This window comes from bacterium (genome assembly GCA_023150945.1).
Taxonomy (GTDB): domain Bacteria; phylum Zhuqueibacterota; class Zhuqueibacteria; order Zhuqueibacterales; family Zhuqueibacteraceae; genus Coneutiohabitans.
In genome coordinates this window covers 62,581-77,015 of the sequence record JAKLJX010000013.1, presented here as the reverse complement: position 1 = coordinate 77,015, position 14,435 = coordinate 62,581, and the positions used below count along the sequence as shown (strand labels likewise).

The following is a 14,435-nucleotide window of genomic DNA, read 5'->3' as shown; positions in this document are numbered from 1 at the left end:
GCTTTATACTACGCCCACAGAAGTGGAACTGCCACAAAAAAAAGCCTTTTCAGTGGGATTTCATTTCAGTGGGCGAAACACTCTCAGGACCGCGGGGCGGGATAATTCCAACTTTGAAGAGCTAATTGCCCTAAAGCCTTTTAGCCACGGATTTACACTGATCAAACACGGATTTCATTTCTTTTCACGAAACTATCCTAAAACAAAAATCAGTGAAAATCCGTGTTCATCTGTGGCTAAAGAAAATTCGCTGTTTCTCTTCCCTCCGTTTGCAGCGTAGTGCGGCCTTCTCTCCATACGAATGGACTCTACCCCACATTCATTGTGTTGTGACAACGGCACGATACAACCTCGCCTCTGTTTAATTCTTTGATTTTCCTACACACCGCTTTGCATCATTAGGCCATTTCATCGTGGTACGACTTTGGTATTAGGCATGTTTGCGCGCGCATCTCAAATCAAGTTCTCCACGGCCGTGGAATTTAATCATCAAAATTCCACCAGAAAGGAAGACCACGATGAAAGATGCCAGGATGTTTACGGGCGAGGAAAACCATGCCATCACCACTGCGGAAGCACTCACGTTTATCAAGCAATTCCGCGAGCACTACGGCCCCGAAGCGGCGCCCGGCGTGTTTCTTGACAAGCATGCGGTGCAGGCCATTCTCGCTCAGCCGCACGCCGTGGGCATGCGCTATTACTACGGCGTTGACAGCTTCGATCAAACACAGCTTGTGCTGGTGGGAACCAATACGAATAGAAATGATCTGCTCGAAGGCGAGCCGCTCAAGCTCTCGATGATGAATCCGCCGCTGAACGAGCGCGGCCGCTACGATCGCGCCGCTGTGAGCCACGGGATTTCACTGCAAGAAGCCTCGGAACTCACAGCGCGCTATCAAGAGAACTTGCAGCCCGGCCAGCCCAAAGGCGGTTTCTTTGGCAAGCAAGCGGTGCAACGATTGCTCGATCATCCCGAATGCGTTGGCCTGCGCTTTTTCTTCGGCGCGCACAAGGATGGCAAGCGAGCGGTGGTCGGCATGTGTGTGGACAAATTCGGCGCGGAGATGTTTCACGGGCCAGCGATGGAGTTATCCATTGGTTGCCCTCCCTACTGCGGCATTCCTAATCTTCTGAATCACGGCATCGCGGTCAAGGGCAAGACGCTGAGCGGAAGCACCGTCTAGACCGCACGATGCAACCGCCAATCGAAGTCCATCCGGAAGGTGCAGCGGATGGACTTTTCATTTCTAACCGGCCCTGTTGCGTTTTTGCCGCTTTTTGTTTACCATGCCAGCACTGCATTTCCGGCTCCATGGGTCTTCAGAGAGTCAAGTCCGTGTTGCTTCAGCAAGAAAACTCGACCACGACTGATCGCGTCCGGCCGCAACTCCTCTAATCGTGTTCCTGCGCGCCTGATCTCAGATCGAAGCGCCTCGTCTGGAGGCGGCTCGTTCGCGTTCGGAATTGTGAGACGCTTCGCACCCGCATTAAGAAATCGGGAACGAGATGAGGTATCCCCTACTTATTCTGTGTTCAAGCATTTCGACTTCCCTGCCCTTCCTGGCATGGGCCACGCTCCTCAGGCGTCACACCAGACCAGCCAATGGCCTGCAGTTCTTGTGGGCGTTCTTTGCCTCTGCCACCCTTGCTGAGATCATTTTGCTCATTCTCAGTGCGCAGGGCATACAGAGTGCCTGGTTTTTTCATGTCTATACACTGGTGGAATATGTCTTGCTCGCCTTGATCATCACGAATTGGCAGACGGATGCCACCGTTGCCCGCCTGATGCGCGCAAGCATTCCCGTATACCTCTTTTGTTTTATCTTGGTGAAGCTTGCCGGTCTGGAGAGTCTCGAACCGGGATCCTATAACAATCTCACCAGGCCGCTTGCCGTTCTCTTGTTGAGCACGTTTTCCTTTCTCACCCTACAAGCCTTGTGGCGTCAAACGCCTGCAAATCTCACCGGCGATTATCGCTTCTGGATGCTGCTTGCCATGCTGCTGTATTACAGCACCTCCCTGGTTCTCTCTGCTTTCATGTTCACCAAAAATCATGATCTGCTGAAAGGCCTCTTCGAAACGCACGCCGTTGTAAACATCATACGTAATCTCTTGTTCACAATCGGCGTCTTTCAATTGAGAAAAGCACAGCAAACGGCCCTGCAATAGCCGAAAGAAGGGGCCACGGATGAACACGGATTCTCACGGATTTCATGTTTTGCATTCAGCCGTGACAATCCGTGTCGATCTGTGGCTAAAAGCCCTCACTCCCCTTCCTGAATGATCTTCTCCCGAATGGCATACTTCGTCAAGTCTGCCACGCTGTAGAGTTTGAGCTTTTCCATGATATTGCGGCGGTGGGTGTCAACGGTTTTGGAGGAAATATTGAAACGGAGGGCGATGGTTTTGGAATTTTCTCCCAGAGCAATAAACCGCAAAACTTCCAGCTCGCGGTCGCTCAGGGCATTGGGATTGGGCGAGGGGGTCTGCCGCAGGATATTCACGAACTCTTCCTGAATCGTGGCATTCACGCCTTTGCTAAAGTAGAATTTGCCTTCCATCACGGTTTGAATGGCTTCGTGCAATTCATCGGCGGTGCAACCTTTGGACAAATAGCCCGAGGCGCCGGCTGACATCATGCCTTTGACGTGGGGGCCGTCTTCCATCACGGAAAGCGCAATGACTTTGATCTCCTTGTGCGCCGCGGTGATTTTGCGTGTGGCCTGCGTGCCGGTGATTTCTGAGCCGCGCAAACCGATATCCATAATCACCACCTGCGGCTGCAGCTTGAGCGCCAGATCAATCGCCTCCGCACCGTTATCCGTCTCGCCCACCACTTCCACCGCAGACTGGCTCTCCAGCAGCGCGCGAAATCCCGCGCGAATCACGTGATGATCTTCAACCAACAGGACTTTGATCTTCATTGCGTCTGGTGATCCTTTTGCCCTGAAGTTGGTTTCAGGTTAATCGTTGGTTGATGGTCGTTCGTTGCTGGTCGCTGGTTGGTCATTTGACCATTCAGAATGGCCAGTGGTCAATGGCCGTATGCTCGACTACTACCCTTCGCCCTACTCCCCTCCACCCTACTCCCCACGCCCCGCCTTGTCTTGCGGCACCCAAACGCGAATCTGTCCGCCGCCCAATTTGGCTGAATTGCCGATCTCGAGCCCACCTTGATAGTATTCCACGCGATTCTTCACATTGAACAAGCCGAAGCCTGAATCGGTATTCATCGCCAACTGGCTGGCCTCCACGGCGAAGCCCGAGCCATTGTCTTCCACCGTCAGGGCGAGCTGGTGCTCGGCGCGACTCGGCGAGATGAGAATCTCATCTGCGCCGCCGTGTTTGACGGCATTGTAAATGAACTCCCGCACGGCTTTGTAAAGGAAAATGCCAATTTCCTGATTGATCTGCATTTCCTGCCAGCCGTCTTCGAGCTGAATGGCAAGATCGTGCTGCCGCTTGAAATCCACCGCCAGCGCTTCAAGGGCCGCCACCAAGCCGACATTGTAGAGGATGGGCGGCACGAGATCGGAAATCAGCGTGCGCGTGCCCTTGGTGAATTCTGCAATGGTGCGTTCCAACTCTTCGAGCCCCTGCCGTATCTCCGGCGTGGCGTTCTGCTTTTTCAGGTTATCGAGCAGGCGTGAGGAGGAAATCAGGATTTCGCCGATGCGATCGTGGAGATCCTCGGCGATGCGTTTGCGCTCGCGCTCCTCCCCTTCCGAGGAAGTGGCGGACAGCACTTGCAGCTTGCGCTGCGTGTGCAACAGCTCGTTGGTGATGTCGAATCCCCGCAGGAGGTGGAAGTCGGAATTGTCCCCGGAGCGTTGCCGCTCCCATTCGAGGTAGAGAACTTCGCCGTCTGGCAATTGCAGCGGCGCGCGGCGGCTGGCCGCCTCCACCGGCGGCGCCGGGGCGGCAACAGCGTCGCGAGGAATCCGCAGCGCGGCTGGCAGGAAGCCCAGCTCTGCGAGCTTTATGCCGAACAGTGCCGTACGCAAATGGCCGGCCACTGCCGGATGGCGCACCTTGACGTCGGCAACACGGTCGCGACCATCGAGCAGGATCGTGATGAAAGCAGGCGTGAATTCCAGCGCGGCGTCCGCCAGCCGCTGCGTCTTGCGGAGCCTTCTTGCTGAAATCACCAGTTGAAAACCGAACATGCCGACGACCAGGCTGATCATGGCAACCGTGAAGCCTATGGCAATAATGAAGTCAGAGGTTGTTACTTCATTCACGATCGCGCTCCTTGGCCGGAAGTCAGAGTTTCGGAGCGCCCATTCTAAGGATTTGCGCGATCAATGAAAAGGGAAATCTTGCCGCACGGCAGGGCCGCTTGATGAGGCTCCCCCCGTGCCTCATCAAGCGCATGGTTTGGAGGAACCAGACAGGCTGGACTGGCTCACGACCTCCCTGAACTGAGGCAGGGGCAAGCGGCGAGGCAAGCTAAGGAGAAGAAACTGCAGCGGCACTAGGCCAATGGCGCACACGCTAGGCATTCTGCTGAGCCAGCCGAGCCGCGCCCACCGGCTGCGCGCTGAGAAGATCAGTATTCCCCGCATCGCGTGCCCGACCCCAAGCAGTCGTGAGCTGCACCAACGCGACGCTAGGCGTATTCCTGACCCGTACGGCCAAATGCCTACTGTTTCTGGCGGGCAGAACAGCCATCTTTGCCGCACTCGCTTTCTCGGGATTCAGATCGCTGACGGCGAGGCCATTACGGAAACGGAGAACTGGAATGCAAGAGTTCGTGATTGGCACCGGCAATCTGGTTTCATTGGCTGGCAAGTCTCTCGGGGGCTCGCCGCGGGTACGTCCATTGGCAGTGAATTATGGTCTTTTTCTGGGACTTCTCTACAGACGACTGGAATCCATTCCACCTTCCGCACTTTTGGCGCATTCATCCCATCCTTTGGGTCACTGCTTGATCTGTTGATCTTATTGCAGAGTTATTTGATCCCGCATTGTGATTTCAGCGTGGCACTGTTTTCGTTATCGGCATTCTTGCAGACCAGCCGGAAATCAGTATCTGGCAAGGGCAGCAACACATTCATTCCATTCATCCCATTCACACTTTAAAAGGATTGTGCAAATGAACTGTAAGATCCCTACAAAGAAAGCCGCTATTGTCATCTTGCTTGTTTCACTTTCAACGATAGCTAATGCTCAGGTCCCGTATCTCGTTAAGGATATAAATCCTGGTCCAAATGGTTCGGGACCGTATGAACTGACAAATGTCAATGGAACACTTTTTTTTCGAGCCACTGACGGTATCAATGGTATTGGCCTCTGGAAAAGCAACGGCACGTCAGAAGGTACAGTCCCAATCATAGTTAGCGATCCAGCAGTTGGTAAAGCTTTTTTCTTTAGTAACTTTGTAAACGGCGATGGTGTACTTTTCTTTCTTGCGGCTGTTTCTTATAATGACTTCATTCTTTGGAAAAGTGATGGTACCACAGATGGCACATCGCTAATCAAAAAATTTGACCCCGAGGGTAAATCATTCACATCGTTTTTAACATTTGTCAACAGGACTCTGTTTTTTATTGCCAATGACCAAGAACATGGGATAGAATTATGGAGAAGCAACGGAACTGCCGAAGGAACTTTATTGGTCAAAGACATTAACCCTGTAGGCGATTCACAGCTTTACGGACTAACTAACGTCAATGGAACACTATTCTTCTTCAACAACAAAGGTTTCGTGAACGGTTATGAATTGTGGAAAAGCGATGGTTCTGCCGATGGGACTGTGCTCTTGAAAACCTTCCCAGGAGGATTTTCATCTCCCTTCATCCCGACTAATGCCAATGGAACACTTTTCTTTTTCGCCAATGACGGTGTCAGTGGTTTTGAATTGTGGAAAAGCGACGGGACCGCTACCGGAACAGTATTGGTCAAAGACATTAATCCGGGGAATGGGAGTAGTATAAGCTCTAATTCGTTTTATCAAAGCGAGCTTATAAATGTGAATGGTACGCTTTTCTTTGGTGCGGTTGAGGGTACGACTACCGGATTAGAGCTATGGAAGAGCGACGGGAGTCTTGAAGGTACCGTACTCGTAAAAGACATAAACCAGACGGTAATTGTGAATTCATTCCCAAGATCATTGACCGCAGTTAACGGATCCCTTTTCTTTTGGGCATTTCATGATATACAAAGAATCAGCTTGTGGAAGAGCGACGGGACGCCTGAAGGCACTCTACTGGTCAAGGACCTTACTTCTGAAAAAATATCACAAATTCTGCTATTGACCGATGTCAATGGAACACTCTTCTTTGCTTCTCATTATGACGCGTTCAGTAACAACAAGTTGTGGAAAAGTGATGGCACCGCGGATGGAACAGTAGAGGTAGGCCCTCCCTTTAATCCGATCTATCTAACAAACGTCGATGGCACGCTCCTTTTTAGCGCCGAAGGTGCTGGTGCTGGGCTGGAGCTGTGGGCGCTTAAAACACAAACTACTTCGGTAAATGAAGGTGATGGACAGCCTGCCTTGTTCGGTCTTTTTCAAAATTACCCCAACCCCTTCAACCCTTCGACCAAAATCTCCTTTGCCTTGCCGTCTGCTCAAGAAGTAACACTAAAAATTTTCAACCTCGCTGGCCAGGAAGTCGCCACGCTGCTGGACAACGAGCACAGGGCTGCGGGCGTGCATGCACTGACGTTCGAAGCGCAGCATCTTCCCAGCGGAATTTATTTGTACAGATTGCAAGCTGGTGAGTTTGTGGAAACAAAGCGGATGGTTTTGATTCGATAACGTCAAACACTTTCATAGAATCGAAAAGCGCAGAGAAGACCACATCTCGGAGAAAGAGAAAATGCGAGCCTCGTTCCTAATCGGATTTCTCACCTTGCTGTTGCATGGGGAAGCATTGCCGCAATTTACAGAGACCAGACTGTTTGCCAGCGATGGTGTCAGAGGAGATGGTTTTGGCGCCTCCGTCTCAATCTCGGGAAACTATGCAATCATCGGGGCTTCTTTCAAGAATTCGGCTCAAGGAGCTGCCTATGTCTTCAAGCGTTCGCCTGCCGGGTGGGTGCAACAAAGCATCCTCACCGCCACCGATGGCGTTGCAGGAGATGGTTTTGGGATCACGGCCTCGCTTGCTGGTGACCGAGCGATTATCGGTGCTACTCATGTGAACGGCGGCACGGGCGCGGTTTACATTTTCGCGCTTACACAGGGCGTTTGGAAAGAGGAGGCCAGGCTGACCGCTAGTGATGGGCAATCGCGTGAGTTCCTCGGCTCTTCCGTCGCGATCTCCGGTGATTATGCTCTCGCAGGAGCTCGAACGGCTAATGGATCAGCAGGCGCAGTATACGTTTTCATGCGTACAGCCGGGGGCTGGCTTGAACAGACGAAGCTTGTTGCCAGCGACGCTGCGCCTTTTGATGTTTTTGGCTGGTATTCTTCGCTCTCCGGCGATTTCGCCATCATCGGCGCTTATGGCAAAGACAATAGAAAGGGAGCAGCCTATGTCTTTGAGCGCACGCAAGACACTTGGATCGAACGAGTGAAACTGACGGCACCAGATGGAGTGGCGGGCGACCAATTTGGTGTCGTTAATATCTCGGGGAAGTATGCCATTGTCGGAGCGCCGACACACAATTCCAGAGGCGCCGCATATCTTTACGAACAAACGACCAGCGGTTGGAGGTTGCGCACAAAACTGACGTCAACAGATCCCAACGCAGGAGATTTCGGGATCGCAGTTGCAGTTTCTGAAACTCACGCGATAGTGGGAGCCGACTTCACAGATATTTTAGCAGGAGCTGCATTTGTTTTTCAACCTGCTGGAAGCCGATGGAATGAAACAGCCAAGCTAACGGCGAGTGATCGGCAAATAGCAAATCTTTTCGGAAATCAAGTGTCAATTTCAGGTAACGCCATCTTGGTGGGGACGCCCAATGGCATCGTTAATGGGGTTGTCTCAGGTGTTGTCTACGTGTATGAGAATTCCTCCACCTCTGTGAAGGCCTGGGATCAGTTGTCGCAATTGCCATCAGAGATTTTACTGGAACAAAACTACCCCAACCCCTTCAACCCCTCCACCCAAATCTCTTTTGCTTTGCCGCAAGCGCAAAAGGTGACGCTCAAAGTCTTCGACCTCACCGGCAAGGAAGTGGCAACATTGCTGCAGAACGTACACAAACCGGCGGGGGCGCATGAGGTGATTTTCGCGGCGGGGCAGCTTGCCAGCGGGGTTTACCTCTACCGGCTGCAGGCGGGCGAGTGGGTGGAGACGAAGAGAATGGTGTTGATCAGATAATTCGGTGCGGCAGGCAAGTCCCGGCTGGCACAAAGCAGCCTTTCTGACCTTCTGAGGCCTGCAAGCGCAAGCCGGGCTAGTTCACCACCACAGACTCAACGCAAGGAAGCAACCATGAGAAAACTGATCATTGCCCTCGTACGAACGCTTCTGATGGTCGCGCAGGTGGGATTGGCACAAACGCCTTTTCTCATTAATGACGAACGACACGGAATAGACCTCAGCAATTCACAGTTTCTCGCCTCACCACAACCTTCAGCAGCATCTCATCAACAAACAGCTTGGGCCGCCGCAACTGACACGGTTTTTCGAATTCTGCCATACTCCACGGCGTATTTGGTGATCGCCAAAAACGGTCTGTTTCGCGCGGCGGATACTTCAACCGCATTGGCCAATCTAAATGCGCCTTTTCCGACGGATAATCGAACCGTTATTCGTACATTTCCAGCACTCTTGGGATGGAACACCGTCAATTACAACGGCGTCTTCCGTTCGCTGAATGATGGCGCTTCGTGGACGCAACTGAACGTTCCTCTTGCATTGAACTCGGCCTCGCTTTTCACAGACCTCGCCGGAAACATGTTTGTTCATAATATCGCGCTTTATCGTTCCACCGACAACGGCAACACTTGGCGCAGCTTGAACACCGGATTCAATACCGCCGGTTACAGCTTTTTTCTGGGCAGCATGAATGGCCATATTTTTGCCGCTAATACCTCCGGCAGCAGCCTGTCACGCGGATTGTTTCGCACGATTGATAACGGCGACAACTGGACGCAATTGCCGTTGCCTCTACCAGCGGGACATCGCGTTTTCACGATGAGCATTAGAAGTGATGCGCTCGCTTTCGCCATCACCGACAGCAACAATGTTTCGGCAACGCGCCGGCTTTACCGTTCCACGGACAATGGGCAAACGTGGATTTTGGCCAATGTGCCGCAAGCGAACAACCTCGCATTCAGCCCAATTGCCGGAACCGTCTTCGTTACGTCTTTGGATGGGACAGTTCGCCGTTCCAACAACAATGGTCAGACGTGGATTCTGACCAGCCTGGCTGGCTTCAGCAGTTTTGTCCCACTGTGGTTTAGCGGGGACAGTGTGTTTGCTTTCAACAGCACGCAAGGCAGCGTCGCTTTCTTTCGGTCCACCAATAATGGCGAGACCTGGGAGAATCTGAATGCACCTTTGAGGAATTGGAGCTTTTTAAGAATTTCTTTCCCCATTTATGTTACAGGCGACAGCAGTGTCTATCGTTTTGGCGCGGACAATCGCTGGGCGAAGTTTGTTTTCCCTGAACCTCTTGAATCGGGATTGACCATTGGGCTTTCAATTTCGTCACCATATCTCCTGGCGTTTGGATCGAGATTCGATGTGGCGCTCCGCACGGTCGTGGGCCAAACCAGCATGTGGCAATTGCACGACGATACCGGCATTTGGCAAAAAGCACGGTTGCCTGACCAAACCAAATTTTTTTGGTTGCAAATGCAAACTTTGCATACGATCGGCAATGTCTTCTATCTGGGAACATTTGACTCTGGCGTGCTTCGTTCGGCAGACCAAGGCCTCACCTGGACACCGTTATTGCCAAGCGCCACGTCCGTTGCGGAAACAAACCGGCCGATAAGAGATTTTTCATTGCACCAAAACTACCCCAACCCCTTCAACCCCTCCACCCAAATCTCTTTTGCTTTGCCGCAAGCCCAAAAGGTGACGCTCAAAGTCTTCGACCTCACCGGCAAGGAAGTGGCAACATTGCTGCAGAACACACACAAACCGGCGGGGGCGCATGAGGTGATTTTCGCGGCGGGGCAGCTTGCCAGCGGGGTTTACCTCTACCGGCTGCAGGCGGGCGAGTGGGTGGAGACGAAGAAGATGATTTTGGTGAGATAGTGTCCGTCTGCAAATGCTGCAACCTCGGCTGAGCCGAGGCTTCCGAAACTTCGAAAACCGTGGAAACTCTGATGGTTTGACGCAACGGCCAAGCCGTCGCAGGAGCGCTTTTGACAGGAGCTGTGATTTAGGACGGACGCGAGAGGGCAACTCGAATCCGGCTGGCGCGTGAAACTCCCGGCAATCTGCTGCGGCTCTCACCTGCCAGCCGGGTCTTTTCTGCCAATCGCGGCGAGTCGCAACCTCCCGCCAGACTCGCCGCCAAGCTCAACTCAGGGTTGGCGGATGTGAGAAAAAACGGTTCTGACTCCGCTTCTCTCGAATTCAAGCTGCACGGCTATGCTGTCGCCGGGGGCGAGGCCGCGTTTGAGATTCATCAGCATGACATGATGACCACCCGGCGATAATTCCAGGCGGCCGCGCGCGGGAATTTCCAACCCGTTCGTCACCGGCTGCATCCTCATGCGGCCCTCCTGCATGATGGTCTCATGCAGCTCGGTCACCGCGCAGACCTCGGCTTCGGCGCGCAGGAGACGATCGGCGGCACCGCCGCGATTCTCCACCTGCAAATAGACCACGCCGTTGAAGCCAGCATGCGGCGTGTCCGCCACGCCGGCAGCGGAATCCTGCGCCGGCACCGCCACCGGCCGCGACCACACGCCGCTGATCACCAACTCGGGAACCTGCTGCCCACCCCCACACCCCGCCAACACCACTATCGCCGCGCAAACCATCAAACCTGCATATCGCATCACTCTCTCCTCCACCCTCCTGAACAAAGTTCACTTCTGATCTCCTTGCCCCTATGCCCATGCCCTTTGCCCTTTGCCCTTTGCCTTTTGTCCTTTGCCCCTTGCCCTATGCCCCATGCGCTGTGCGCTATGCGCTTTGCCCTTTGCCCCCTGTCACCTCCTCCCTCGCACCAACAACCTCAAATCATGCACCACCTCCGGCACCGGCGCTGCATGATCGATGAGCAGGCGCAAGTCGCCGCGGGCATCCACCACGAACATGCGCGTGGAATGATTGATCAAATAGCCGCTGGCGCCGGCCGCGATGTTCACTTTCTCGGCATACACGCCAAAATCAGCATACACCTCGCGCAATGCTTCCGGACTGCCGGTCAAGCCGGTGAAACTCGGACTGAAAATGGCGAGATGCGCCTGTAATTTCTCCGGCGTATCGCGCTCGGGATCAACCGTGACGTAGACAAATCGCACGGCCGCGGTGTCGGCCCGCAGCGCATCGTACACGCGTTTCCAGGTGGAGAGCGTCATCGGGCAAACATCCGGACAAAAGGTATAGCCAAAGAAGAACACCACCACCTTGCCGCGCTGCTCGCTCAGCTTGAACGGCTGGCCGTGCTGATCCTGCAAAACAAAATCGCTGATGGGCGTGGCCGGCATTTCGGTGGTGCGAAAGGAATCATCGGAACGGCACGCCCAACCGGCGAGCGCGAGCATCATGATCACCCAGATTCGCATGTGGTTCTCTTCGTCAAGAAGTTCTCTGCCACGGCAATCTCACTCCCGCCTTTTCGCCGTCGCGACGGCCCAACGCAATTCCGCTATTGGGATTGATACAGACGGCGCACGTACTGGTAAATCGCCAGAATGTCCTCCTCCGGCAGCATACCTTCCCAGCCGATCATGGCGGTGCCGGCAATGCCTTTGCGAATGATGTGCAGCCGCGCTTGCTCGGAGAAGAAAGTCGCTTGCGCCGGATCCGTGAAGTTGGACGGCTGCTGCAGCAGCACGCCGGGATGCTCCGTCCTGCCGTCGCCGCGCGCGCCGTGACAGCCAGCGCACAATTCAGCAAACAACGCGCTGCCGCGCTTGAGCTGCGCCACCGTGGCGGCCGGCACCGGCTCGTCATACTTTGCCCCGAAGGCTTGGCGCAGCTCCTGGCGCAGGCTCTCCAGGCGGGCATGCTGATCCGGCGGAGGTGGCGGTTGCTCTTCTTTACTGCAGGCCGTAAAGCAGAGCGCAACCGCCAGCATCAACGCGACCGGCTTCATGCGGCAAAATTCCGCTGGCATTGTTCCCAATTGATCACCTGCCAAAACGCGGTGACATAATCCGCGCGTTTGTTTTGATAGCGCAGATAATAGGCATGCTCCCACACGTCGATGCCGAGCACGGGTTTGTGTCCGCTCGCCAGCGGCGTGTCCTGATTCGGCGTTTGCGTGATTTCGAGTTTGCCTTTGTCATTCACCACCAGCCAGGCCCAGCCGCTGCCGAACAACGAGGCCGCGGCCTGATTGAACTTCTCTTTGAGGCCGTCAAGCGAGCCGAAATCGCGGTTGATCGCTGCCGCCAACTCGCCGGCCGGCGCGCCGCCTTGCGGTGTCATCATGTGCCAAAACAGGCAGTGATTGAAATAACCGCCGCCGTGATTGCGCACCGTCCGGCGCACGTTTTCCGGAACGGCCTCGAGATCCGCGAGCAGCTCGACAATCGTCTTTTGGTGCAGCGCGGGCAGATCCTTCAAGGCATTGTTGAGATTGTCGGTGTAGGCTTTGTGATGCCGGCCGTGATGAATCTGCATGGTTTGTTCATCGATGGCGGCTGCCAGCGCATCGGCAGCATAGGGCAGCTCCGGCAGGGCGAAGGGATAAGTCACGGCGGCGCCGGGCGCCAGTTTTTGGAAATCGACGGTGACCTTGGTCTTGCTCCCCTTCTTCTTCTTTTTATCCGGTTGCGCGAAGACCCTGGTGGTAAACGCCAGCGCAGCTCCGCCCAGCATCAGACTCAGCGCTTGACGCCGGGTGGGCAAAGAATGATTTGAGCTCATATGAATTCTCCTTGAAGTTGACCATGCGGCGCCGCCAATGGCTCAGGCAGCGCGACGAGATTGAGGCGGCCGGGCCTTTATACCCTCGCACGCTTCCCACATCCTTTAAAGTTCCCACACCAAACCGGTGCGCAGATTGATCTTCTCGTTCTGCTCACCGTGCAAGCTTTCGACGAGAGGAATTTGCACCTGACTGCGCACGGAAGCCACGCCGAAGCGCAGGCGCAACCCCGGCGAAAAGTAAACCGCCGTGCCGCCGCTGTTGGCATCGGCTTCCGCGCCGAATGTGTCATAATCCGCCACGCGGCCGTTGACTTCCGCGATCAAATCGAACGACCCGGTCAGCGCGGTTTGCGCCGCCGCGTTGAAACGGAAGACATTACCGTAAGCAAACTTTTGCTCGTTGCTGCCGTTGGTTTGATAACTCACGCTCAAGAACAGCGGCACGCGGCCGGAGGCCTGCAGCAATTGCACGCCGAAGATGCCGGCCCAAGCGCCGCTGCCGGGTTGCAGATGCTGATCCCGGCGTACGCCCGCGCCCTCCTCCAGATTAGCGGCGCCCAGGGGCAGGCGGCCGCCGGCCGCGCCTTGCAGCCGCCAAGCGCCACCGCCAAAATCGAGCAAGCGCGCAATCGCCATGACTTCGGGATCGCCCAAACCATTGGCGGTTTCCACGCCGGCGTCCGCGGCAATGCGATTGAACACGTACGGCGCGGTGGCCAGCAGCATCAAGCGATCGCTCAGGCCATATTTGAAGCTGAGCTGCACGGTATGTTGCGTCTGCGCTTCCCGGCCCACTTCCTCGTGCTGGCCGCTCCCGGAGCCGGACAGCTTGGCCAGGCCGTGGCCGCCGTCATCATGCCCATGCAGCACCGCGGCACTCTTGCGCGTGTGGAGATGCTCGACCGCAATCAATAAACGACCACCCGTGAGCTGCCGGGCATTGTTGATGAAAAAACTTTGATCACCACAGCGGCAAACCGAACACGCCCGCGCGGTTTGCTGCACTGCCAACACACTGAGCACTACTGCGGCGAGCATAGGCATGCGGCGCATCAGGATTCTCCTCGCTGATCGTGAGAGTGAAGAGGAAGGTTCGTGCCCCATCCCGAACGCCGCGTTTCCAGCCAACCGGCACGGGCCAGCGTCACCGGCGCATGCGCACGCAAAGAGTGAGCAAAGACAAATGGGATCAGCACGAGGGGAATGAAAAACACCGTCGCCAAACTGGAAAGAAGCAATGCGGCGGTCAGGGCACAAGTGGGATTCAACCAACCGAAGCAACCGCCGCACAATCTCAGCCGGGCAGCACAGGTGTTGAAGGATTTTGGCATGCGGCAATATAAAAGCCGAGTGCTGAAAAAGCAAGGCGCAATTGCCTGACACACGGCCGCGATCTCGTTTGCGCAGTTGCGTCACCATCTTCACGCTGATTCGTTTCTGCACACTCGCGGCGCTGCAAAAACAGAAAACTCG

Annotated in this window: 13 protein-coding genes; 6 read left to right on the top strand and 7 right to left on the bottom strand. The window is 54.9% G+C overall.

The window, feature by feature from the left end:
• Positions 1-518 precede the first annotated feature (518 nt).
• Positions 519-1,184: a hypothetical protein gene (locus L6R21_17130; GenBank protein MCK6560921.1), complete on the top strand. Its 666-nt coding sequence runs from the start codon at positions 519-521 to the stop codon at positions 1,182-1,184.
• A 475-nt stretch (positions 1,185-1,659) separates the two neighbouring features.
• On the top strand, positions 1,660-2,169 hold the full coding sequence (locus L6R21_17125) for a hypothetical protein (protein MCK6560920.1): 510 nt from the start codon (positions 1,660-1,662) through the stop codon (positions 2,167-2,169).
• A 95-nt stretch (positions 2,170-2,264) separates the two neighbouring features.
• On the opposite strand, the gene L6R21_17120 is transcribed toward L6R21_17125, so the two are convergent.
• A complete protein-coding gene (locus L6R21_17120) occupies positions 2,265-2,924 on the bottom strand; it encodes a response regulator transcription factor (GenBank protein MCK6560919.1) in 660 nt (219 codons plus the stop codon).
• A 159-nt stretch (positions 2,925-3,083) separates the two neighbouring features.
• A complete protein-coding gene (locus tag L6R21_17115) occupies positions 3,084-4,241 on the bottom strand; it encodes an ATP-binding protein (GenBank protein MCK6560918.1) in 1,158 nt (385 codons plus the stop codon).
• 241 nt (positions 4,242-4,482) lie between these two features.
• Here L6R21_17115 and L6R21_17110 point away from each other — a divergent pair, with 241 nt between their 5' ends.
• From L6R21_17110 to L6R21_17095, 4 genes are all read left to right on the top strand, one after another.
• Complete coding sequence (locus L6R21_17110) at positions 4,483-5,082, top strand: hypothetical protein (GenBank protein ID MCK6560917.1); 600 nt, start codon at positions 4,483-4,485, stop codon at positions 5,080-5,082.
• A 13-nt stretch (positions 5,083-5,095) separates the two neighbouring features.
• On the top strand, positions 5,096-6,763 hold the full coding sequence (locus L6R21_17105; GenBank protein MCK6560916.1) for a T9SS type A sorting domain-containing protein: 1,668 nt from the start codon (positions 5,096-5,098) through the stop codon (positions 6,761-6,763).
• A 61-nt stretch (positions 6,764-6,824) separates the two neighbouring features.
• Positions 6,825-8,276, top strand: coding sequence for a T9SS type A sorting domain-containing protein (locus L6R21_17100; GenBank protein ID MCK6560915.1), 1,452 nt, complete (start codon positions 6,825-6,827; stop codon positions 8,274-8,276).
• Positions 8,277-8,390: 114 nt separating this feature from the next.
• A complete protein-coding gene (locus L6R21_17095) occupies positions 8,391-10,166 on the top strand; it encodes a T9SS type A sorting domain-containing protein (GenBank protein ID MCK6560914.1) in 1,776 nt (591 codons plus the stop codon).
• A 272-nt stretch (positions 10,167-10,438) separates the two neighbouring features.
• Here L6R21_17095 and L6R21_17090 read toward each other — a convergent pair whose 3' ends face one another.
• The 5 genes from L6R21_17090 to L6R21_17070 all read right to left on the bottom strand — a co-directional run bounded on the left by L6R21_17090 (position 10,439) and on the right by L6R21_17070 (position 14,015).
• Positions 10,439-10,918: a copper chaperone PCu(A)C gene (locus L6R21_17090; GenBank protein MCK6560913.1), complete on the bottom strand. Its 480-nt coding sequence runs from the start codon at positions 10,916-10,918 to the stop codon at positions 10,439-10,441.
• Positions 10,919-11,071: 153 nt separating this feature from the next.
• Positions 11,072-11,650 (bottom strand): SCO family protein, encoded by a 579-nt coding sequence (locus L6R21_17085; protein ID MCK6560912.1) that lies wholly within the window; start codon positions 11,648-11,650, stop codon positions 11,072-11,074.
• Between the two features lie 83 nt (positions 11,651-11,733).
• The gene (locus L6R21_17080; protein MCK6560911.1) at positions 11,734-12,183 is read right to left on the bottom strand and encodes a cytochrome c; all 450 of its coding nucleotides are present in this window, start codon (positions 12,181-12,183) and stop codon (positions 11,734-11,736) included.
• Entirely contained in the window at positions 12,180-12,788 is a 609-nt protein-coding gene (locus tag L6R21_17075; protein MCK6560910.1) for a superoxide dismutase, read from the bottom strand. Before L6R21_17075 ends, L6R21_17080 begins: the two co-directional genes overlap by 4 nt.
• Before the next feature lie 276 nt (positions 12,789-13,064).
• A complete protein-coding gene (locus L6R21_17070; GenBank protein ID MCK6560909.1) occupies positions 13,065-14,015 on the bottom strand; it encodes a hypothetical protein in 951 nt (316 codons plus the stop codon).
• Between the last annotated feature and the right edge of the window lie 420 nt (positions 14,016-14,435).

Excerpts from the sequence above, each read along its gene's own strand:
- L6R21_17130 (MCK6560921.1), top strand. The coding sequence starts at position 519 with ATGAAAGATGCCAGGATGTTTACGGGCGAGGAAAACCATGCCATCACC.
- L6R21_17120 (MCK6560919.1), bottom strand. The coding sequence starts at position 2,924 with ATGAAGATCAAAGTCCTGTTGGTTGAAGATCATCACGTGATTCGCGCG.
- L6R21_17110 (MCK6560917.1), top strand. The coding sequence starts at position 4,483 with ATGGCGCACACGCTAGGCATTCTGCTGAGCCAGCCGAGCCGCGCCCAC.
- L6R21_17105 (MCK6560916.1), top strand. The coding sequence starts at position 5,096 with ATGAACTGTAAGATCCCTACAAAGAAAGCCGCTATTGTCATCTTGCTT.
- L6R21_17100 (MCK6560915.1), top strand. The coding sequence starts at position 6,825 with ATGCGAGCCTCGTTCCTAATCGGATTTCTCACCTTGCTGTTGCATGGG.
- L6R21_17095 (MCK6560914.1), top strand. The coding sequence starts at position 8,391 with ATGAGAAAACTGATCATTGCCCTCGTACGAACGCTTCTGATGGTCGCG.
- L6R21_17090 (MCK6560913.1), bottom strand. The coding sequence starts at position 10,918 with ATGCGATATGCAGGTTTGATGGTTTGCGCGGCGATAGTGGTGTTGGCG.
- L6R21_17085 (MCK6560912.1), bottom strand. The coding sequence starts at position 11,650 with ATGCGAATCTGGGTGATCATGATGCTCGCGCTCGCCGGTTGGGCGTGC.
- L6R21_17080 (MCK6560911.1), bottom strand. The coding sequence starts at position 12,183 with ATGAAGCCGGTCGCGTTGATGCTGGCGGTTGCGCTCTGCTTTACGGCC.
- L6R21_17070 (MCK6560909.1), bottom strand. The coding sequence starts at position 14,015 with ATGCGCCGCATGCCTATGCTCGCCGCAGTAGTGCTCAGTGTGTTGGCA.